We start from the raw sequence: 20,068 nt of genomic DNA, 5'->3' as shown, positions 1-20,068 counted from the left end.
TGTTCAGCCGACATGACCCCCCACCCCCACCGATTGGACGCACTGCCACCAGTCGACCGCCACCCGGGCCGATTGTCCACCACCTTCGCACGCTTCTGGTCAAGATGAACAGACGACCGAACAATCGGTAGGGAGCCCCCGCCACCCCTGGAGGTGCCCGAGATGACCGTTCTCGACCACAGACACCACCCGGCGGTGCCCGGTTGGCTGCCCGGGGCCACCGCCCCGCGCACCGACCCGGCCCCGCTGCTCCCGGACCCCGCTCCCGTCCGCGTCCTCGGTACCCCCGCACTGGAGAAGTACGACCCCGCCCTGCTCCGCGAGCTGTACCGCCGCCTGGTCGTCGGCCGTCGGTACAACCAGCAGGCCACCACCCTCACCAAGCAGGGCCGGCTCGCCGTCTACCCGGCCTCGACCGGGCAGGAGGCCTGCCAGGTCGCCGCCGCGCTGGTGCTCGGCGAGCGCGACTGGCTGTTCCCCAGCTACCGCGACACCCTGGCCGTGGTCTCGCGCGGCGTGGACCCGCTGGAGGCGCTCACCCTGCTGCGCGGCAACGCCCACACCGGCTACGACCCGCGCGCCAGCCGGACCGCCCCGCTCTGCACCCCGCTGGCCACCCAGGGCCCGCACGCCGTCGGACTGGCGCACGCCGCCCGGCTGAGCGGCGACCCGGTGGTCGCGCTGGCGATGCTCGGCGACGGCGGCACCAGCGAGGGCGACTTCCACGAGGCGCTGAACTTCGCCGCCGTGCTGCAGGCACCGGTGGTCTTCCTGGTGCAGAACAACGGGTACGCGATCTCCGTCCCGCTGAGCGCGCAGTCCGCCGCCCCGACCCTGGCCCACAAGGCCGTCGGCTACGGGATGCCCGGCCGGCTGGTGGACGGCAACGACGCGCCCGCCGTGCACGGCGTCCTGGCCGAGGCCGTCGAGCGGGCCCGGACCGGTGGCGGCCCGACCCTGATCGAGGCGCTCACCTACCGGGCCGAGGCGCACACCAACGCCGACGACGCCACCCGCTACCGGACCGAGGCCGAGGTCACGGCCTGGCGCGAGCACGACCCGATCCTGCTGATGGAGCGGGCGCTGCGCGAGCTGGGGGTGCTGGACGACGCCCTGGTGCGGGAGGCGGCCGACGAGGGCGAGGCGCTCGCGGCCCGGATGCGCGCCGAGTTCCACGCCGACCCGGAGCTCGACCCGATGTCCCTGTTCGCCCATGTGTACGCCGAGCCGACCCCGCAGCTGCGCGAGCAGGCGGCGCGGTTGGCCGAGGAGCTGGCCGCCGAGGCCGAGGTGCAGCACTGATGACGACGGCCGCCACCCCCGCCCCCACCGGCGTCCGGACCGCCAGCATGGCGCAGGCGCTCAACTCGGCGCTGCGCGACGCCATGCGCGAGGACCCGACGGTGCACGTGCTCGGCGAGGACGTCGGCGCGCTCGGCGGCGTCTTCCGGATCACCGACGGACTGACCGCCGAGTTCGGCGCGGACCGCTGCCTGGACACCCCGCTGGCCGAGGCGGGCATCCTCGGCACCGCCGTCGGCATGGCCATGTACGGGCTGCGGCCGGTGGTGGAGATGCAGTTCGACGCCTTCGCCTACCCGGCGCTGGAACAGCTGTTCTCGCACGTGGCCAAGATGCGCAACCGCACGGCCGGCCGGCTGCCGCTGCCGATCACCGTCCGGATCCCCTACGGCGGCGGCATCGGCGGCGTCGAGCACCACAGCGACGCCTCCGAGGCCTACTACGCCTCGACCCCGGGCCTGCACGTGGTCACCCCCGCGACGGTGGCCGACGCCTACGGGCTGCTGCGGGCCTCGATCGCCTCGGACGACCCGGTGGTCTTCCTGGAGCCCAAGCGGATGTACTGGGGCAAGGCGGAGTTCGACCCGGCCGCGCCGGTCGAGCCGGTCGGTCGGGCGGTGCTGCGGCGTACCGGCACCTCCGCGGTGCTGATCACCTACGGCCCCTCGCTGCCGGTCTGCCTGGAGGCGGCCGAGGTGGCACGGGCCGAGGGCTGGGACCTCGCGGTGCTGGACCTGCGCACCCTGGTGCCGTTCGACGACGAGACGGTCTGCCGGGTGGTGCGCTCGCTGGGCCGGGCCGTGGTGGTGCACGAGGCCGGCGGTTTCGGCGGCACCGGTGCGGAGATCGCCGCCCGGGTCACCGAGCGCTGCTTCCACCACCTGGCCGCGCCCGTGCTGCGGGTCACCGGCTTCGACATCCCGTACCCGCCGCCGATGCTGGAGCACCACCACCTGCCCGGGGTGGACCGGATCCTGGACGCGGTCGCCCGGCTCCAGTGGGAGGACTGAGGATGATGCCCGTCGTGCGCGAGTTCACCCTGCCCGACCTCGGTGAGGGACTCACCGAGGCGGAGGTGGTGCGCTGGCTGGTCGAGGTCGGCGAGGTGATCGCGGTCGATCAGCCGGTGGTGGAGGTGGAGACCGCCAAGGCGGTGGTGGAGGTGCCCTGCCCGTACGGCGGGGTGGTGACGGCGCTGTTCGGCGAGGTGGGCCAGGAGGTCGCGGTCGGCGCGCCGCTGGTGACGGTCGCGGTGTCGCCGGGCGAGGGCGAGAAGCCGCTCGCGGCGGAGGTGGAGCGGCCGCTGGTCGGGTACGGGATCGCCGAAACGGCGCGGGGCGGACGGCGGCGACGGGTCGGCGGCGGGACCGCGGTGGCGGCTCCGGTCGCTCCCGCTGTCCAGGCCGCTCCCGTTGCCCCGGCTGCCCCGGCGGCCGTGCGGGGGTCGGCCGTGCCGGCGGTGATCTCGCCGCTGGTGCGGCGGCTGGCCCGGGAGCAGGGTGTCGACCTGGCGGCGGTCACCGGCAGCGGGCCGGAGGGGCTGATCATGCGGGCGGACGTCGAACGGGCGGTCGCGGCGAAGGTCGCCGGGCCCGCCGTCGCGCCCGCCGTCGCGCCGGCGCCGTCCGCGCCGTCCGCCGTCGGGGAGGTCGTTCCGCTGCGCGGGCTGCGCAAGGCGGTGGCCGAGAAGCTCGGCCGCAGCCACCGGGAGATCCCCGCCGCGACCTGCTGGGTGGATGTCGATGCCACCGAACTCATGGCTCTGCGCCGGCAGTTGAACGCCGCGCCGGGGCCGAAGGTGAGCGTGCCGGCGCTGCTCGCCCGGATCTGCACCGTCGCGCTGGAGCGCTTCCCCGAACTCAACTCCAGTGTCACCGAGGACGGTTCGGGGATCCGGCGGCACCCGTCGGTGCACCTGGGCTTCGCGGCCCAGGGCGAGCGCGGGCTGGTCGTCCCGGTGGTGCGGGACGCGCAGCGCCTCACCACCGAGCAACTCGGCGTCGAGCTGGGCCGGTTGACCGAGGCGGCGCGGACCGGGTCGATCGCCCCGGCCGAGCTGACCGGTGGCACGTTCACCCTGAACAACTACGGGGTGTTCGGGGTGGACGGCTCCACCCCGATCCTCAACCACCCGGAGGCGGCGATGCTCGGGGTCGGCCGGATCGTCGCCAAACCCTGGGTCCACCAGGGCGAGTTGGCGGTGCGCGAGGTGACCCAGCTGTCGTTCACCTTCGACCACCGGGTCTGTGACGGCGGTACCGCGGGCGGGTTCCTGCGCTTCGTCGCGGACTGCGTCGAGCAGCCGGGCCTGCTGCTGCGGCAGCTCTGAGCGGGTCGGGCGGGTCGGGCAGGGCCCCCCGGGTGGTGGAGTCGCCACCCGGGGCGACCCGGGGCGGGGGAGAGTAGCGCGTCCCGGGGGCGGGTGTCCGGGCTTCGCGCGATTCGTGGGATGAGCACTCCGGGCGTGTCACGCTTCCTGGGCGTCAATCGAGACAAGCCAGGTGGTGGCGAAGGCCGGCCGGAGGCGAAACGATTCTCTTGGGTACACGAAACGTTGCGGTGAAATCCCGCAGGACACTCCTGGTCCGGACCGGGCACGGCTCGGCGGCGGCCTCGGCCGTCCCGCCGATGCCGTCGGACCCCCCGGACCTGCCGCCGGCCGCGGCCCCGGTCACCCCGCCGGTCGTGCCGACGGCCGTGCCGCCGATGCCGGTCCGGCCGCCCGCCGTGCCCGCGCCGAGCCGTCCGGACGCCGCCGCGCCGGCTCCGGTGATCGAGCCGCTGTTCACCAGCGCCCCCGGTCTCAACTGGGCCGTCCCGCCCCTCGCCCCGGTGCCGCCGGCCCCGCTGCCGCCCGCACCGGACCCCCGCACCTCGGCCGAACTGCCCCCCACCGCCCGGGACCTGGAACTGATCCGGACCAGTCTGGCGGTCGTCGAGCCGGTCGCCGACCGGGCCACCGCGCACTTCTACGCGCTGGTCTTCCTCGGCCACCCCGAGATCCGGGCGCTCTTCCCGGCCGCCATGGACGTCCAGCGCGACCGCCTGTTCCGCGCCCTGCTGATGGCCGCCCGCGGCGCCGGTGACCCGGAGGGACTGCGCACCCAGCTGCGCGCGCTGGGCTGCGTCCACCGCCGGTACGGCACACTGACCGGCCACTACGGCCCGGTCGGCGAGTGCCTGGTGGCCACCCTGGCCAGGTACACGGGCAGCCGGTGGACCGCCGAGACCGAACTGGCCTGGCGCCGGGTCTACCGGCTGGTCTCCTCGATCATGATCGAGGCCGCCGAGGAGGACGCCCGCAGCTCGCCGCCCTGGTGGCAGGGCGAGGTGGTCGCCCATGAGCGCCGCACCCCGGACGTCGCGGTGCTCACCGTCCGCCCCGACCAGGCCTACCCGTACCGGGCCGGGCAGTACACCAGCCTGGAGACGCCCTGGTGGCCGCGGGTCTGGCGGCACTACTCGTTCGCCTCCGCGCCCCGGCCGGACGGCTTGCTGACCTTCCACGTCAAGGCGGTGCCGGCGGGCTGGGTGAGCAACGCGCTGGTGCACCGGGCCGCGCCGGGGGACGTCCTGCGGCTCGGCCCGGCGGCCGGCGGGATGACCCTGGACCACGCCGACGGCGCCGACCTGCTGCTGGTGGGCGGCGGCACCGGGATCGCGCCGCTGCGGGCGCTGGTCGAGGAGGCGGCCGGGTACGGCGCGGCGGGCCGCTCGGTGGAGCTGTTCTACGGCGCCCGGCGCGCCGGCGAGCTGTACGAACTTGACGGGCTGCGGGAGTTGGCGCGGCGGCACCGCTGGCTGGCGGTCCGCCCGGTGCTGTCCGGCCCGGGGTCCGGGACGGCCGAGTCGGCCGCGGCGGGTCTGCTGGCGGGGGAACTCCCGGAGGCGGTGGCCCGGTTCGGGCCGTGGACCGGACGGACGGCCTGCCTCGCCGGGCCGCCCGCGATGGTCCGGCGGACGAGTGGGGTGCTGCTGCGGGCCGGTCTGCCGGTGGAGCGGATCCGGCACGACCTGGCCGCGAGGTGAGTGGGCCGCACGCGCCGATCGCAGCCCGGCGAGGCGACCGGCGTCAGCCGAGGTCGGGGGCGAGCAGGGCGCGGATGCCCTCGATGTTGGCGGCCAGGTAGGCCCGAAGGCTCGGCGGCACCACGTTGACCGCGGTGACGCCTTCACGGGTGAAGGGCACCCGGACCACGTCGTAGTCGCCGTTGGGCTCGTCGACCTCGGGGCCGTGCCGGCGGTCGAGGTCCATCGAGGCGAGCCGGCAGACGAAGAAGTGCTGGACCTTCACCCCGTGCGGGTGGAGCAGGGTGCCGTCGTCGTGGTGGGTGTGGCTGATGGTGTCCACGAAGGCGGGGACCACGTCGACCACCTTGCCGCCGAGCTCCTCGTCCACCTCGCGGTGCAGGGCGTCCACCACGGTCCGGTCGTCGCGCTCCACGCCGCCGCCGGGGGTGAGCCAGTACGGATGCGGGGAGCCCGGCCGGGTGCGCTTGATCAGTACCAGCGAGGCCGGTCCGTACGGGTCGTTCGGGTCGACCTCCAGCAGGATCGCCCGGGCGGTGCGCTTGACGACGGGGCGGGGCGGGGTGCGCATGGCGACCTCCGGGGCTGGAGCGTTGTGCGGGAGTCTCCCGCGGCCCGGTGCCCCCGAAACGCGGCCCGCCCACGGGTGCGTCCGTCCGTGATCGGTTCGTAGTGACGAAAGATCTTGGATAGCAAAGATGAACGTTAAACGGCTCTTCGAAAGTTAGATTTTGCGATCAGATGACCTTTGATTCAAAGGATTTTACCGATTGAATCGTGTGAGAGTCATTGCCACCTTGCCGCGCCTGTGCTGCAATGGGCCACTATCGGGCGAATCGGAGTGATTCACTCCGCATGCTCTTCTGTGTCATGTCTCGGGCTGGGGGCTGGCTGTGGCCATGGATCGGATCGCGGAGCGCACGTCGACACCGGCGCGGCCGGCGCGGACCTCGCGCCTGGAGCGGCAGCCCACCCTGATCTCCTCCGTCCAGCGGGCGCTGCGCCTGCTGGAGGCCGTCGGCGGGTTCCGCCACGGGGCCACCGCCAAGCAGCTCGCCCGCGCCGCCGGCCTCCCGCTCGGCACCGCGTACCACCTGCTGCGCACCCTGGCCCACGAGGGCTACCTGCGGCGGGCCGACGGGCGCTTCTTCTACGGCGAGGCGGTCGACGCCATCGTCCGGGCCGACGACCGGCAGAGCGAGCGGCACGGGCTGCGGGAGCGGATGGAGCGGTTAAGCGAGGAACTCGGCGCGGCCGTCTACTTCGCCCTCTACCAGGACGGCGAGGTCACCGTGGTGGACTCCGTCGACGGCGCCCACCAGGCGGCCGTCGAACCGTGGGCCGACTTCCGGGCCACCGCCCACGCCCACGCGATCGGCCAGTGCCTGCTGAGCCAGCTCCCCGAGGAGGCCCGGCGCGACCACCTCGCCCGCCACCCTCCGGTGGGCCTCACCCCGTCCACGCTCGTCGACGAGTCGGCCGTGCTGCGCCGGATCGCCGGGGTCCGGCACACCATGCCGGTGGTCGAGCGGCAGGAGTACGCGATCGGCACCGTCTGTGCGGCCGTGCCGATCACCGTGGGCTCGGTGGTGGCCACGATGGCCCTCTCGCTGCCGGTCGAGCAGGCCGACCGGCTCGCCGCGGTCGCGGGCCAACTGCGGCGCAGCGTCGGAGCGATGACACCGTCGTTCGTACTCTGACCGCCCCGGCGGGCCGGGCCGGCCCGGGACCGGGCCGGTCAATCCCGCTCGTTCACCATTTGAAAAAGCACATCTTGTCCACTACGTCCGCAAACGGGGACGATGAAGGTCGGACGTAGCGCACGCAAATCCCTCCCCCGTCAGCCAACAGCCCTGTCCGGTACCCGCGAACCCTCACCCACGCGCGGCCGGGCACAACGAGAGGTGTCGGTGCCATGCAGCACAGCACAGTCCAGGGCCACCTGACCATGAACCTCGTGGTCTCGTCCGAGTTCACCCTCAGCATCGTGGTCGACCTCGACTACGACCCCGCCGACCCCTACGCGGTCGGCTTCACCTTCCACCTGCCCGGCGACGAGCCGGTCACCTGGGTCTTCGCCCGCGACCTGCTGCTCGACGGGCTGGCCCGGCCGTCCGGCGAGGGCGATGTGCACATCCACCCGGTGGGCGGGGAGCTGGGCGAGGTCTGTCTGGTGCTGCGCTCCCCCGAGGGCGACGCCGTGCTGTGCGGCGCCGCGCCGCCGCTGATCGCCTTCCTGGCGCGCACCGACCGGCTGGTGCCGATCGGCGAGGAGGCCGCGGCCGGGGACCTCGACGCCCAGCTCGCGCTGATCCTGCACGAGAACGCCGGGTGAGCCGCCGGAGGACGCGGCACGCGCATCGAAAGGGGCCCGTACCCGGGTGGTTCACCGGGTACGGGCCCCTTCCGCACGGGCCGGCACGGATACCGCTCAGTCCTCGTCGAGGGCGAGGCTGAGGCCCCAGGACACCAGGCTGACGATCAGCGCGCCGAACAGGGCGGACCAGAACCCGTCGACGTGGAAGTCCAGGTCGAGCTTGTCCGAGGCCCAGGAGGTCAGCCAGAGCATCAGCGCGTTCACCACGAAGGTGAACAGGCCCAGGGTGAGGATGAACAGGGGGAGCGAGAACAGCTGCACCACCGGCTTGATCAGCCAGTTGACCACGCCGAACACCAGCGCCACGGCGAGCACCGTGAGCGTCTTGTGCTGCCAGTCGTCCCCGGTGAGCGTGATCCCGGAGACGATCCAGGCGGCGACCCAGATGGCCGCCGCGTTGATCAGTGTCTTGATGACGAAACCCTTCATGGGGCCAGCGTCCCAGGTCGGTCAAGGGGAGGCGAGGTTCCGTTCGGCACGGTGGTGTTGAATGCCGGTGACCCGAGGCCGCACGAGGAGGGTGCCCCGATGAAGCTGTTCCGGCTGGACCGCCTGGACGCCGAACGCGCCGCCAACGACGGTGCGTACCTGCGCTTCCTGCGCGAGCCGCGAATGTCCGCCGGCCTGTACGCGCTCTCCCCCGGCGACACCGACACCCAGACCGCGCACGCCCAGGACGAGATCTACCAGGTGATCAGCGGCCGGGCCGAACTGACCGTCGGGGACGAGACCGCGACGGTGGGCCGGGGCACCGTCGTCTACGTCCCGGCCGGGACGCCGCACCGCTTCCACCACATCACCGAGGAACTGCGGGTGCTGGTGGTCTTCTCGCCGCCGGAGGACTGAACCCGGGCGCGGTGGACCTCCGGTTAGGGTCGGGGCATGAGCAGCCTGAGCCTGACCGAAGAACTCTGGGCGGCGATCGAGCCGGTCTACGCCGAGATCCTCGCCCACCCCTTCCTCGCCGGCCTGACCGACGGCACCCTGCCGCGGGAGGCGTTCCGCCACTTCGTCGTCCAGGACTCGCACTACCTGCGCGACTACGCCCGGGCGCTGGCCGTCTGCGCGGCCAAGGCGCCCGGTGAGGAGGAGGTGCGGGCCTTCGCGGACGACGCGATCGGCGCGCTGGCCGCCGAGCAGGGGATGCACGCCGAGTTCCTGGACGCCTTCGGCGACACCGCCGAGGGCGCCGCCGCCGAGCCGGTGCTGCCGACCACCCGCGCGTACACCAGCTATCTGCTCGCCACCGTGTACGGCGGCTCCTTCGCGGAGGCGGTCGGCGCGGTGCTGCCCTGCTACTGGATCTACGCCCGGGTCGGCGAGCGGCTGCTCGCCGAGGGCTCCCCCGACCCGCTGTACGCCAAGTGGATCGCCACCTACGGCGACGAGGCGTTCCAGTCGGTGGTGCGGCGGGTGCTGGCGCTGACCGACCGGCTCGGTGAGGAGATCTCCCCCGCCGAACGGCGCCGGGTGACCGAGCACTTCGTCACCACCTCGCGCTACGAGTGGATGTTCTGGGACGCCGCCTGGCGCGGGGAGACCTGGCCGGTCTGAGCACCGCCGCGGGGCCGTGCGGGGGACCGTGCCGGGCACTGTCCCGGGGAACGTGCCGGGGGTCGGGTCGGGGACGTTCCCCGAGGTCGGGGCGGGGGTTCACCCGAGGTCCGGGGTCGGGGGGATCTCCGGGTTCTCTCGGGGCCGTTGGGCCTCGTTCCGTCCCTCGCGTCACCGTACGATCGAAGTACCGAAAGCGAACGGGATGCGGCACCGGGACGGCAGCCGACCCCTTGGGGAGAGAAGGAACGGACATGGCTGAGCTCTGGAAGTCGCTGCCCTCGTGGGTGCGGAACATCGTCGTGCCGGTGCTGGTACTGGTGCTGGTCTGGAACCTGCTGATGTTCGTCTTCGGCGTGGTCGGCGCGCTGCTGGCCTTCGCCGTCAAGGCGCTGGTGGTGGTCGGCATCGCCGCCGCCGTGGTGGTCCTGGTGAAGAAGGCCGCCAAGAACTAGCGGAATCGTGGCCCGGCGCCCGCGCCCCCGTGGGGGACGCGGGCGCCGGGCGTTTCCTCAGGCGGTGGTCTCGCGCAGGAAGGCGTCGAGGTCCCGGTGCGGTCGCCAGCCCTGGGAGCGGGCGCGGGAGAGGTCCAGCACCACGTCGCGGGAGAGCTGGTCCACCGCGTACGGGGTGAGGCCGGGCAGCCGTCCGGTCCGGGCGGCCAGCCGGGCCAGCGGGGCGGGGACGTGGTGGATCCGGGCGTCCACCCCGTGCGCGGCCAGCACCGCGCGCACCACCGCGTCGCGCCGGTAGGGCCGGGCGTCGGCGATGTTGTAGGCGACCGGCGTCCACGGGCGCTCACCGGTGCGGCCCGCGCCGACCGCGGACAGGCAGGCGTCGGCGAGGTTCTGCACGGCGGTGAGGCTGAGCCGGACGTCGCCGCCGGGCAGCAGCAGCCGGCCGTGCCGCACCCGCGCCAGCAGCCGGGGCACCAGGTGCGGGTCGCCCGGGCCGTAGACGGCGCGCGGGCGCAGCACCACGGCGCCCGCCGCCAGCGCGAGCCGTTCCCCGGCGGCCTTGGTGCGGCCGTACGCGTTGAGGTGGCCGGCCTCGGTGGGGTGGTGTTCCTGGACGGCCGTGCGCACCGGCCGGGGGTCGTAGACGCTGGCGCTGGAGACCCAGGCGAGCGGCCGGTCCCCGGCGGCGCGCAGCAGGTGCTCGGTGCCGGTGACGTTGACGGCGTGCTGGGCGGCCTCGGCCCCGGCCCCCGGGGGCAGGTCGGCGACGGCGGCGGCGCAGTGCACGATCGCGTCGGCGCCGCCGAAGTCCGGCCGCCCGGCGGTGGCGTCCCAGGGGACGTGACGGCCGGCCGGGCCGGGGCGGCGGCCGTAGCAGAGCACCTCGTGGCCGGCGGCGACGGCGGCCCGGACGACGTGTGAGCCGCAGAAGCCGCTCGCGCCGGTGACGGCGATCCGCATCGGAGGTCTCCTCGGGTGGTTCGGGGTGGATCGGGTGGTCCGGGCGCTCGGGGTGGTTCGGCCGGGGGCGCGGGGTTCAGGCGGGGGTGCGGGTGGCGCGCACGGTGAGCACGGCCCAGCCGGGCAGGGCGGCCCGGCGGTCGGCCCGGGCCGCGGTGACCACGGGGGCGTACGGCGCGAGCGCGAGCAGCAGGTCGGCGAGCAGGGTGCGGGCCACCCCGGCGCCGGGGCAGGCGTGCGGGCCGGCGCCGAAGACCGCCTGGGTGGCGGCGGGTCCGGGGGACGGTCCGCGGCGGTGCGCGCCGGCGGCGTGCCGGGCGACCAGGATCAGCCGGTCGCCCCCGCGCACGGTCCGGCCGGCCAGTTCGGCGTCGGCGGCGGCCACCCGGGGGAGCAGCGGCGAGGGGGCGGTGAGCCGGAGCAGTTCGGCGGCCAGCGCGGGCGCGCCGGCGGCGTCCACCGAGGGCCAGAGACCGGCGTCGGCGCACCAGGCGGCGGCCCGGGGGAGCGCGGCGACCGTGGTGTTGACGGCGGCCACCGCGACCATCGCGTCCCGGGGGGCGGGCAGCAGCGCGGCGAGTTCGGCGGCGCGGACGGCGGCCGTCCGGGCGGCGCCGCGTGGGCGGGGGCCGGGCAGGTGGTCGCGGGCGGTGGCCGCCGCGGCCTCGGTGGCGGCGCGGGCCAGGGTGTGCGGGCAGCCGCTCGCGCCGGTCAGCCCGGCGGCCGTCACTCCGGCCAACTCGCTGGCCAGGGCGACGAGTTCCAGATCGCCGGTGACGAGCGCGGGGACCCGGGCGGCGAGCACCGCCTGCCAGTGCGGGCGCAGCCGTTCCACCGCCGATGCGTCCAGCGCGGCGGCCAACTCCCTTCGCGCGGAGCGGTGATCGGCACCATCCTGGTCGAACAGCACGCCGCCGTGGGCGAGTTCGGCCGCCGCGCCGCCGGTGGTGCCGGGCGCGGTGCGGTCCAGCGGGATCCGGGTGAGCGCCTCACGGTAGGCCTCGGCGCCGTGCACCAGCACCGTGCGGCCGAGCCGGGCCACCGGGCGGCGGCGGGTGGCGGCGAGCAGTGCGAACAGCAGCGGGTGGCTGCGCAGATAGACCCGGCGGTCCCGGCGCCGGGCCCCGGGGTGCAGGGCCGGGCCTCTCGCGCCGGTCATGTCGCCAACTCCCGTGCGCAGTAGGCCGAGGCGGCCGCCCGGTCGGGCTTGCGGGAGCGGCCGGCCAGCGGCACCTCGCCGAACAGCAGGGCGTCCGGGCGGGCCGAGCCCATCCGGTCCAGCGGACCGGCCAGCGCGCCGCGCAGCCGGCGGGGGTCGGTGCCGGGCGAGGGCTGGACGAGCGCGACCAGCCGCTCGTCGCCCTGTCCGTCCGGGACGCCGACCAGCACCGCGAGTTCGACGCCCGGCAGGTGCAGGGCGGGCTCGTACAGGCCGGGGTAGATGTTCTCGGCTCGGCGCAGCACCATGTCCTTGAGCCGGCCGGCGAGCACGATCCGGCCGTCCGGGGCGAGCGTGGCGCGGTCGCCGGTGCGCACCCAGGGCTCGGGCTCCTCGCCGAGGTGGCGGTGGCGGGCGCCGGGGCCGGTGAGCAGCAGTTCGCCGGCCTCGCCGAGCGCGGTGCGGATCCCCGGCAGCGGCGCGCCGACCAGGTCGCCGGGACCGGTGAAGGCGCTCTTCTCGGCCTCCTCGACGGCCGCCGCCGGGAACAGCTCGGTGAGCGCGTAGACGCCCCAGGCCTGCTCGGCCCCGGCCTGCTTGACCCGGCGCAGCAGGGCCGCGTCGGCGGGCGCCGAACCGGTCCAGACCCGGCCGGTGAAGCGGGCCCCGGCGGCGAGCGCGGCGCGCAGTTGCGGCGGGGTGAGGTAGCTGTGGGCCGGGGCGAGCCGGTCGAGCTGGCGGGCCAGCGCGGCGGCTTCGCGGGCCGGGAGGGCGACGGCGGCGCCGGCGGTGAGCGCCGGGACCAGCACGAAGAAGGTGCCGCCCAGCACCACCGTGCCGGGGCGCGGGTCGACCAGTTCGGTGACGGTGCTCAGCCCGGCGGCCAGGCCGTTGCGGGAGTGCACCACGGCGCGCGGGCGGGCGGTGGTGCCGGAGGTGAAGACGATCACGGCGTCGGCGTCGTGCCCGGGCGTGCCGTGTCCGGGGACCCTCGGCACCGACGCGCCGAAGGGGTTGGTGTGCAGCCGGGGCGCGCAGCCGGGCAGCCGGCGTCCCAGTGTGGCGACCGGGCCGAGGGTGTCCAGCGGGGGCAGCGCGAGGTCGGCGCGGCGGGCGAGCGGCGCGGCCCAGCCGGCCACCGCCTGGGCGGCGGCGTCGGCGAGCACCAGGTCGGGCCGGGCCAGGGCGAGCCGGGCGGCCAGGACGTCGGGGCCCGCGGTGGGGTCGAGGACGGCGGTGCGCAGGCCGAGCCGGTGCGCGGCCATCAGCACGGCGAGGGCGCGCGGGCCTGGGCGGACGGCGACGCCCAGGGTGGTGCCCTCGCCGAGGCCGCGGGCGTTCAGGGCGACGGCGTAGTTGTCGGCGAGGTCAGCGAGTTCGCCGCGGCGGATCCGGACCCGGGTGGCGCCCAGCCGGGTGTGGCGCAGGACGGCGGGGCGGTCGGGGTGGACGGTGCGCAGGGCGTGGGCGAGCCGGTCGAGCACGGGCTGTCCTCGGGTTTCGGCGGGTGGTCGGGTTTCGGTGGTCGGGTTTCGGTGGGCCGTTTTTGGGAGGCCGTTTTTGCGGGCAGCGGGCAACGGTCAGCGGACGTCGACGGCGCGGGCGCCGGCACCGCGCTCCAGGTACCAGCGGGCGGTGCCGACCACCCCGTACGCGCGGATCCGCCGGGTCGAGTTCTGCACCACCATGTCGCGGCGGTGGACGATCGCGGTGGTGTGCCGGCGGACCCGGTTGATGAATGTCCGGTCGGTCGGCGAGGGCCGGCGCGGCATGCCGCCGACCGCCTGGTACAGCTCGGCGGTGATCGCCATGTTGTTGCCCGCGTGCATCCGGTACCGGGTGAGGTAGCCGTGCCGGCGCCGGTGCGCGGGCCGGATCCGGCCGAAGAACGCCCCGAGCGCGACCAGCACCAGGAAGACGGCGCGCCCGGCGGGCCCGTGCTCGTCCCGGCGGGCGGTGACCCGGCCGCAGACCAGCCCGCCGCCGCCGAGCATCGCGGCCCGGGCGGCGGCCGTCCAGCCGGGCTCGGGCAGGCAGTCGGCGTCGGTGCGGGCGAGCAGGGTGGCGCCGTGCGCGATGGCGTGCCGGAACGCGGTGTCGACGGCGGAGCCGACGCCCTTCTCCGGTTCGACCAGCACCTCGACCGGGAACGGCGCGTGGGCGGCGAAGGCGCGCACGGCCGCCACGGTGCCGTCGGTGGAGCCGTTGTCGGCGACCAGCAGGGTGAAGTCCCGGTCCCGCTGGGCGGCGAGGGCGGCCAGGGTGCCGCCGATCCGGGCCTCCTCCCGGTAGGCGGGGACGATCACCCACAGCGCGGTCACGACGCCTCCCAGACCATCGTCATCAGGCTGACGCCGCCACCGAGGCCGAGCATCAGCACCTTGTCGCCAGGAGTCAACTCACCTCGTATTCGGTCGAGTTGGATGCCTATCGTGGCGCTGGCGACATTGCCGAGCTCGGGCACGGTGACCACCAGCTTCTCCTCCGGCACCCCGGTGGCCTCGACGAACCGCTCCAGGTAGGGGACGGTCACCTGGTGCACCAGCACCCGGGCGTAGTCGTCCCAGCCGAAGCCGGTGCGGGCGGCCACCCGGGCCAGGATGTCCAGCCCGATCTTCTCGAAGACCCCGCGCAACTCCTTTCCGCCGCCCCGGAAGTAGCTGTACTCGTCGCCGCGCGGGTGGCGCGAGCCGCCGCCGGGGATGCCGCCGATCCGCCAGTGCTCGGAGGCGGTCTCGGTCTCGACGTCCAGGATGCCGCCGCGCTCGACGGCCTCGACGACCACGGCAGCGCCCGCGTCGCCGAAGGTGTAGCCGGCGAAGCCGTCGCGGAACTCCTCCGCCCCGCCCGGGTCGCGGCGCATCGCCCGGCTGGGCGTCTCGCCGGTGACCACCAGGGCCCGGCGGGCCCGGCCGGCCAGGATCATCGCGCGGGCCAGGTCGATGCCGTTGAGGAAGCTGTTGCAGGCGTTGCTGACGTCGAACGCGTGGGCACGGGAACCGAGTTCGGCCTGCACGAGGTGGGCGGTGGCGGGCTCGGCGACGTCCCGGGTGGCGGAGGCGAAGAGCAGCAGGTCGACGTCGAGCGGGTGCAGCCCACGGGCGTCCAGGGCGCGCCGGGCGGCGCCGACGGCCAGCGTGGAGGCGTACTCGCCGTCGGCGGCGAAGTGCCGGGTGAGGATGCCGGTGGCCTTCTCCAGGGTCCGCTCCGGCAGGCACAGCCGGCCGCCGGCGGTGATCTCGTCCTGGAGTTGCCGGGAGGTCAGTCGGCGGGCGGGGAGCTGGGCTCCGGCGGCGGTGATGCCGATCCGCGCGATGGCTGCTGGTTGCATGGCCCCATCGTCCGGCGAGCCCGGCCGCGCCCGCCTGAGTACGGGTACTCAGGCGGGCGGACCGGGCTACCCAACCGCTCAGTCCTCCTCGGGGATCGCGTCCACCGGCACCGCGTCCACCGGCACGGGCACCGCGTCCACCGGCACCGCGTCCACCGGAACCGGGACGGCCGTCGGAGCGGCGGTCGCCGGGGCGGCGGCGCCGTCCGGGCCGACGGTGGACAGCAGCTGGCGGGCCAGTCCGAGCCCGGTGCCGCCCATCGCCAGCGCCTTGGCGAACAACTCGCCCATCCCGTCGGCCCCGTTGAGCAGCACCATGTGCTCGACGTTGCCGAAGGACTCCGCGGCGGCCCGCACGATCTGCGGCCACTGCTCCGCCAACTCCTGTGCCACCACGGCGTCCTGGTTCTCGGCGAGGGCGGTGGCGCGGGCCTTGATGCCCTCCGCCCGGGCCAGTCCGATCGCCCGCGCCGCCGCGGCGTCGGCCAGACCGCGCGCCTCGGCGGCGGACGCCTCCGCCTGTCCGGTCGCGGTGGTCGCCTCGGCCTGTGCCAGGCCACGCACCCGGGTGGCCTCGGCGTCCGCCTCGGCCGCGACCCGCACCCGGCTGGCCTCGGCGGTCGCCGCCAGCTCGGTCTCCCGGGCCTGCGCCTGCGCGGCCGAGATCCGCGCGTCGCGGGCCGCCTCCGCGCTGGTGCGGGTGTCGTACGCGCGGGCGTCGGCGGGTTTGCGCACGTCGATCTGCAGCTGCTGCTCCTTGCGCTGTGCCTCCAACTCGGCGACCCGGGTCTCCTGGACCACCACCTGCTGCCGGGCGGCGGCGTCGGCCAGCGGTCCGGCCTGCCGGGCGCGGGCGGTGGCGGTGTCCATCTCGGCCTGGTACGAGGACTGCTGGATCTCGCTGTTGCGGGTCGCCTCGGCCTTGCGGGCGGCCGCCTCCTGCTCGGCCTCGGTGGCCAGCCGGTCCGCCTCGGCCTGGGCGATCCTGGCGTCCCGCTGGACGGCGGCGGCGTGCGGGATGGCGAGGTTCTTGATGTAGCCGGTCGGGTCGATGATCTCCTGGATCTGCAGGGTGTCGATGATCAGCCCGAGCTTCTCCATCTCCAGCCCGGAGGCGGCCCGGGTCTCGCCGGTGAGCCGCTCGCGGTCGCGGATCATGTCCTCGACGGTGAGCCCGCCGACGATCGAGCGCAGGTGGCCGGCGAAGACGTTGTGCACGCGCTGGCTGATCAGCTTCTGCTGGTCCAGGAAACGGCGGGCGGCGTTGGCGATCGAGACGTCGTCGTCGCCGACCTTGAAGATCACCACGCCCTTCACCCGGACCGGGATGCCCTGCGTGGTGACGCACTCGACGTTCAGTTCCGCCTCGTTGAGGTCCAGCGAGAGCCGCCGGACCCCCTGCAGGCCGGGGGTGACGAGGGTGCCGCGCCCGGTGACGATCCGGAAGCCCAGACCGTCGCCGACCCCCTCGGTGCGGTGCCGGGAGCCGGAGATGATGAGCGCCTCGTTCGGCTCGGCCACCCGCCACATGAGTTTGAAGAGCGTGACCCCGATGATCAGTGCCGCGACGGCTGCCCCGGCGATGATGAGTCCCATGGTTCAACTCCCCCTTCGAGCGCAGGAGATGCGCCGAGTCGGATTGTCCGCCCCGGCCGATCCGGGGGAAAGGGAAGTGACATGACTGGCCGTCACAAGGTCGTCACCGGAGGGTCATCGGCGTGTCACGGCCCGATCGGCGCCACGTACACCGTCCTCGGCGGCTGGTACTCGATCACCACCACCGGTGTGCCGACCGTCAGTCGCTCGCCCGGCACCGCCAGGTAGGCGAGGAACGCCTCGGTGCCCTGACGCTCCGGCACGTGCACCATCACCTCGCCGACCAGCCCCGCGCCAACCGCCCCGGTGACCCGCCCCGTGCTCCCGACCACGCCGGCCTCCTCGCCTCGTCCGCTACGGAGCCAGTCTGCCCGCAGCGGCGGCTACGCGCCCCCCGTTCACCGTCCGGACCTCGACGTTCCCCCTCCCGGACCCGCTCTGGACCTCCGGCGATCGGCTCGCTACGGTGTTGGACGTCATGCGCGGGCAACACCGCCTGCGGACGCGGGAGCTCGGAGCACCGGGCTGAGAGGGCGCTGAACGGGACGTCGATGGACGGACCGGCGGCTGCGTCGACCGCAGGAACCTGACCGGGTAATGCCGGCGTAGGGAGTTTGAGGTCCGATGACCAGCTTTGAGGCACAGCCGCAGTCTGCCCGGCCCCGGTCCGGCCCCGAGGGCGCCGTCACCAGCGCGGGCAGCGGCTACCCGGCCCCGGCCTGGCGCAAGGCCCACCGCGAGGGGTCCCGCCCCGATCTGCGCGTGCCGTACCGCGAGGTCGTGCTCACCAACGGGAAGACCGTCCCGCTGTACGACACCTCCGGGCCGTACACCGACCCGGACTACGAGCCCGACGTGCGGCGCGGCCTGCCCGCCCTGCGCGAGGCCTGGATCCGTCAGCGCGGCGACGTCGAGGAGTACGACGGCCGCGAGGCGCGCCCCGAGGACGACGGCATCCGCCACACCTCGCCGCGCGGCGGCGACCTGCGCAACCTCGACGCGGTCTTCCCCGGCCGCCCGCGCCGCCCGCTGCGCGGCCGCGACGGAGCCGCCGTCACCCAGCTCGGGTACGCCAAGCGCGGCGTCGTCACGCCCGAGATGGAGTTCGTCGCCCTGCGCGAGGGCCTGGCGCCCGAGTTCGTCCGCGACGAGGTCGCCCGCGGCCGCGCCGTCATCCCGGTCAACGTGAACCACCCCGAGGTCGAGCCGGCGATCATCGGCACCAACTTCCTGGTGAAGATCAACGCCAACATCGGCAACTCCGCCGTCACCTCCTCGATCGAGGAGGAGGTGGAGAAGATGACCTGGGCCACCCGCTGGGGGGCCGACACCGTCATGGACCTCTCCACCGGCCGCAACATCCACACCACCCGCGAGTGGATCCTGCGCAACTCCCCCGTGCCGATCGGCACCGTGCCGCTCTACCAGGCGCTGGAGAAGGTCGACGGCAAGGCCGAGGAGCTGAGCTGGGAGGTCTACCGCGACACGATCATCGAGCAGTGCGAGCAGGGCGTCGACTACATGACCGTGCACGCCGGCGTGCTGCTGCGCTACGTGCCGCTGACCGCCCGCCGCAAGACCGGCATCGTCTCGCGCGGCGGCTCGATCATGGCCGCCTGGTGCCTGGCGCACCACCGGGAGAACTTCCTCTACACCAACTTCGAGGAACTCTGCGACATCCTCGCCCGCTACGACGTCACCTTCTCCCTCGGTGACGGCCTGCGCCCCGGCTCGATCGCCGACGCCAACGACGAGGCCCAGTTCGCCGAACTGCAGACCCTCGGCGAGCTGGGCCGGATCGCCCGCGCCAGGGACGTCCAGGTGATGATCGAGGGCCCGGGCCACGTCCCGATGCACAAGATCAAGGAGAACATGGATCTCCAGAAGGAGATCTGCGACGAGGCCCCCTTCTACACCCTGGGCCCGCTCACCACCGACGTCGCGCCCGGCTACGACCACATCACCTCGGGCATCGGCGCCGCGATGATCGCCTGGTGGGGCACCGCGATGCTCTGTTACGTCACCCCCAAGGAGCACCTGGGCCTGCCCAACCGCGACGACGTGAAGACCGGCGTCATCACCTACAAGATCGCCGCCCACGCCGCCGACCTCGCCAAGGGCCACCCCGGCGCCCAGGCCTGGGACGACGCCCTCTCCGACGCCCGCTTCGAGTTCCGCTGGGAGGACCAGTTCAACCTGGCCCTCGACCCGGAGACGGCCCGCGCCTTCCACGACGAGACCCTCCCCGCCGAGCCCGCCAAGACCGCCCACTTCTGCTCGATGTGCGGCCCGAAGTTCTGCTCGATGAAGATCAGCAAAAGCATCAATGAGCAGTTCGGCCAGGGGCAGGCTTCGCCGGAGTACGACGAGGAGGCGGTCGAGGGCATGAAGGCCATGTCCGACGAGTTCAAGGCCCAGGGCAGCAAGGTCTACCTGCCGATGGCGGACTGACACAGGACACCTGAGCGCCGCCCCGATTACCTCGGGGCGGCGCTCCATTGCCCACAGCCCCTGTGGCCGGGCTGAAGGCCGTCCTATGCTCGGCCCGTGACGCTCTACTTCGATTCCGAGGCTGTACTCGGCGAGAACCGTGAGGCGTTCCGAGGCAGTTGGGAGGACCGCCTCTGGCTGAACGTTCCCGGGCCCTTCTACGGAGGCGAGACCGACACCTGCCGGACGGGCCGGATCTCCGCGCCCCAACACGTCCTCTACGGGGGCGAGTACCTGACCGAGTACGTCTACCGCCAGCCCCGGACCTCGGCGGAGGTCGCTCGGCTGGTCGAGGCGGCCGACTGCGACCCGTTCCTCGGCTACGGCTGCGACGGTGACGCACACTGGACGCCGGAGGCGGTCCGGGAGTGGTGGCGTGACCGCGGTCGGATCACGCAGTACCTTTCCGAGCACGACTGGGACGGCATCGACTGGGCCCGGCAGGAATTACGAGCCGCCGTCCGGGACTACGAGTCCTACATTGCCGGTGGCCTCGCGATGGACCTGCGGATCTATCTCTACTGGCTGGAGGAAGGCAGGTCTCCCGCCCCCGACGACCAACTGCCCCAGCTGTAGTTGACAACGCTCTGATGTGGTGGCTTCGGGCTGATGTTGTCGTCGATGAAGATCAGTCAGAAGATCCGCGACGAGCACGGCGACGGCTCCACCGCCGTCGAGTCCGGCTACGACGCCGAGGCCGAGGCCGGCATGCAGGCCATGTCCGCGGAGTTCAAGGCCCACGGCAACAAGGTCTACCTGCCGATGGCCGACTGACGCACCGTCCTCGTGGCGCCGCCCCGGTGGACCTCGGG

21 protein-coding genes and 1 riboswitch are annotated in these 20,068 nt (G+C 74.2%); of the genes, 12 read left to right on the top strand and 9 right to left on the bottom strand.

What is annotated here, in order from left to right:
• Positions 1 to 162 precede the first annotated feature (162 nt).
• The 4 genes from pdhA (at position 163) to ACFU9E_RS15975 (ending at position 5,331) form a co-directional block, all read left to right on the top strand.
• Complete coding sequence (gene pdhA, locus ACFU9E_RS15990) at positions 163 to 1,302, top strand: pyruvate dehydrogenase (acetyl-transferring) E1 component subunit alpha (RefSeq protein ID WP_380684642.1); 1,140 nt, start codon at positions 163 to 165, stop codon at positions 1,300 to 1,302.
• Entirely contained in the window at positions 1,302 to 2,312 is a 1,011-nt protein-coding gene (locus tag ACFU9E_RS15985) for an alpha-ketoacid dehydrogenase subunit beta (protein WP_380684643.1), read from the top strand. Before pdhA ends, ACFU9E_RS15985 begins: the two co-directional genes overlap by 1 nt.
• 5 nt (positions 2,313 to 2,317) lie before the next feature.
• Positions 2,318 to 3,631 carry a dihydrolipoamide acetyltransferase family protein gene (locus tag ACFU9E_RS15980; protein ID WP_380684652.1) on the top strand — a complete coding sequence of 438 codons (1,314 nt, stop codon included), beginning with the start codon at positions 2,318 to 2,320 and terminating at the stop codon, positions 3,629 to 3,631.
• A 299-nt stretch (positions 3,632 to 3,930) separates the two neighbouring features.
• Complete coding sequence (locus tag ACFU9E_RS15975) at positions 3,931 to 5,331, top strand: globin domain-containing protein (protein ID WP_380684644.1); 1,401 nt, start codon at positions 3,931 to 3,933, stop codon at positions 5,329 to 5,331.
• Positions 5,332 to 5,374: 43 nt separating this feature from the next.
• Here the strand turns inward: ACFU9E_RS15975 and ACFU9E_RS15970 are convergent, their stop codons facing one another.
• Positions 5,375 to 5,902: an NUDIX domain-containing protein gene (locus ACFU9E_RS15970; RefSeq protein ID WP_380684645.1), complete on the bottom strand. Its 528-nt coding sequence runs from the start codon at positions 5,900 to 5,902 to the stop codon at positions 5,375 to 5,377.
• Positions 5,903 to 6,230: 328 nt separating this feature from the next.
• On the opposite strand from ACFU9E_RS15970, the gene ACFU9E_RS15965 reads away from it, so the two are divergent.
• Entirely contained in the window at positions 6,231 to 7,031 is an 801-nt protein-coding gene (locus ACFU9E_RS15965; RefSeq protein WP_380684646.1) for an IclR family transcriptional regulator, read from the top strand.
• Between the two features lie 215 nt (positions 7,032 to 7,246).
• A complete protein-coding gene (locus tag ACFU9E_RS15960; protein ID WP_380684647.1) occupies positions 7,247 to 7,666 on the top strand; it encodes an SsgA family sporulation/cell division regulator in 420 nt (139 codons plus the stop codon).
• 96 nt (positions 7,667 to 7,762) lie between these two features.
• Here ACFU9E_RS15960 and ACFU9E_RS15955 read toward each other — a convergent pair whose 3' ends face one another.
• Entirely contained in the window at positions 7,763 to 8,137 is a 375-nt protein-coding gene (locus ACFU9E_RS15955; protein WP_380684648.1) for a phage holin family protein, read from the bottom strand.
• Between the two features lie 99 nt (positions 8,138 to 8,236).
• On the opposite strand from ACFU9E_RS15955, the gene ACFU9E_RS15950 reads away from it, so the two are divergent.
• From ACFU9E_RS15950 to ACFU9E_RS15940, 3 genes are all read left to right on the top strand, one after another.
• The gene (locus ACFU9E_RS15950; protein ID WP_344338921.1) at positions 8,237 to 8,554 is read left to right on the top strand and encodes a cupin domain-containing protein; all 318 of its coding nucleotides are present in this window, start codon (positions 8,237 to 8,239) and stop codon (positions 8,552 to 8,554) included.
• A 36-nt stretch (positions 8,555 to 8,590) separates the two neighbouring features.
• Positions 8,591 to 9,262: a thiaminase II gene (gene tenA / locus ACFU9E_RS15945; protein WP_380684649.1), complete on the top strand. Its 672-nt coding sequence runs from the start codon at positions 8,591 to 8,593 to the stop codon at positions 9,260 to 9,262.
• A gap of 254 nt (positions 9,263 to 9,516) precedes the next feature.
• Positions 9,517 to 9,717: a DUF5326 family protein gene (locus ACFU9E_RS15940; RefSeq protein ID WP_380684650.1), complete on the top strand. Its 201-nt coding sequence runs from the start codon at positions 9,517 to 9,519 to the stop codon at positions 9,715 to 9,717.
• Between the two features lie 57 nt (positions 9,718 to 9,774).
• On the opposite strand, the gene ACFU9E_RS15935 is transcribed toward ACFU9E_RS15940, so the two are convergent.
• The 7 genes from ACFU9E_RS15935 to ACFU9E_RS15905 form a co-directional block, all read right to left on the bottom strand.
• Positions 9,775 to 10,680, bottom strand: coding sequence for an NAD-dependent epimerase/dehydratase family protein (locus ACFU9E_RS15935; protein WP_380715075.1), 906 nt, complete (start codon positions 10,678 to 10,680; stop codon positions 9,775 to 9,777).
• Positions 10,681 to 10,756: 76 nt separating this feature from the next.
• The gene (locus ACFU9E_RS15930) at positions 10,757 to 11,839 is read right to left on the bottom strand and encodes a cytochrome P450 (RefSeq protein WP_380688317.1); all 1,083 of its coding nucleotides are present in this window, start codon (positions 11,837 to 11,839) and stop codon (positions 10,757 to 10,759) included.
• Entirely contained in the window at positions 11,836 to 13,323 is a 1,488-nt protein-coding gene (locus ACFU9E_RS15925) for a class I adenylate-forming enzyme family protein (RefSeq protein WP_380688315.1), read from the bottom strand. Before ACFU9E_RS15925 ends, ACFU9E_RS15930 begins: the two co-directional genes overlap by 4 nt.
• 96 nt (positions 13,324 to 13,419) lie before the next feature.
• A complete protein-coding gene (locus ACFU9E_RS15920) occupies positions 13,420 to 14,160 on the bottom strand; it encodes a glycosyltransferase family A protein (RefSeq protein ID WP_380688313.1) in 741 nt (246 codons plus the stop codon).
• On the bottom strand, positions 14,157 to 15,170 hold the full coding sequence (locus ACFU9E_RS15915; RefSeq protein ID WP_380688311.1) for a 3-oxoacyl-ACP synthase III family protein: 1,014 nt from the start codon (positions 15,168 to 15,170) through the stop codon (positions 14,157 to 14,159). Before ACFU9E_RS15915 ends, ACFU9E_RS15920 begins: the two co-directional genes overlap by 4 nt.
• 78 nt (positions 15,171 to 15,248) lie before the next feature.
• Positions 15,249 to 16,766, bottom strand: a complete 1,518-nt coding sequence (locus tag ACFU9E_RS15910; protein ID WP_380683695.1) for a flotillin family protein — start codon at positions 16,764 to 16,766, stop codon at positions 15,249 to 15,251.
• Positions 16,767 to 16,891: 125 nt separating this feature from the next.
• Complete coding sequence (locus ACFU9E_RS15905; protein WP_350560485.1) at positions 16,892 to 17,098, bottom strand: hypothetical protein; 207 nt, start codon at positions 17,096 to 17,098, stop codon at positions 16,892 to 16,894.
• Between the two features lie 162 nt (positions 17,099 to 17,260).
• Positions 17,261 to 17,395, top strand: a riboswitch (TPP riboswitch).
• Between ACFU9E_RS15905 and thiC the strand changes: the two genes are divergently transcribed.
• From thiC to ACFU9E_RS15890, 3 genes are all read left to right on the top strand, one after another.
• Positions 17,391 to 19,217, top strand: a complete 1,827-nt coding sequence (thiC, locus tag ACFU9E_RS15900; RefSeq protein ID WP_380683696.1) for a phosphomethylpyrimidine synthase ThiC — start codon at positions 17,391 to 17,393, stop codon at positions 19,215 to 19,217. It overlaps the preceding riboswitch by 5 nt.
• A 96-nt stretch (positions 19,218 to 19,313) precedes the next feature.
• On the top strand, positions 19,314 to 19,832 hold the full coding sequence (locus ACFU9E_RS15895) for a ferredoxin (RefSeq protein ID WP_380683697.1): 519 nt from the start codon (positions 19,314 to 19,316) through the stop codon (positions 19,830 to 19,832).
• A 45-nt stretch (positions 19,833 to 19,877) separates the two neighbouring features.
• Positions 19,878 to 20,030, top strand: coding sequence for a thiamine biosynthesis protein ThiC (locus ACFU9E_RS15890; protein WP_380683698.1), 153 nt, complete (start codon positions 19,878 to 19,880; stop codon positions 20,028 to 20,030).
• Positions 20,031 to 20,068: the final 38 nt, after the last annotated feature.

The sequence above is a fragment of the Kitasatospora sp. NPDC057595 genome, from assembly GCF_042800875.1.
GTDB lineage: Bacteria > Actinomycetota > Actinomycetes > Streptomycetales > Streptomycetaceae > Kitasatospora.
The sequence above is the reverse complement of the archived record's forward strand: the minus strand, read 5'-3'. Positions and strand labels throughout refer to the sequence as shown.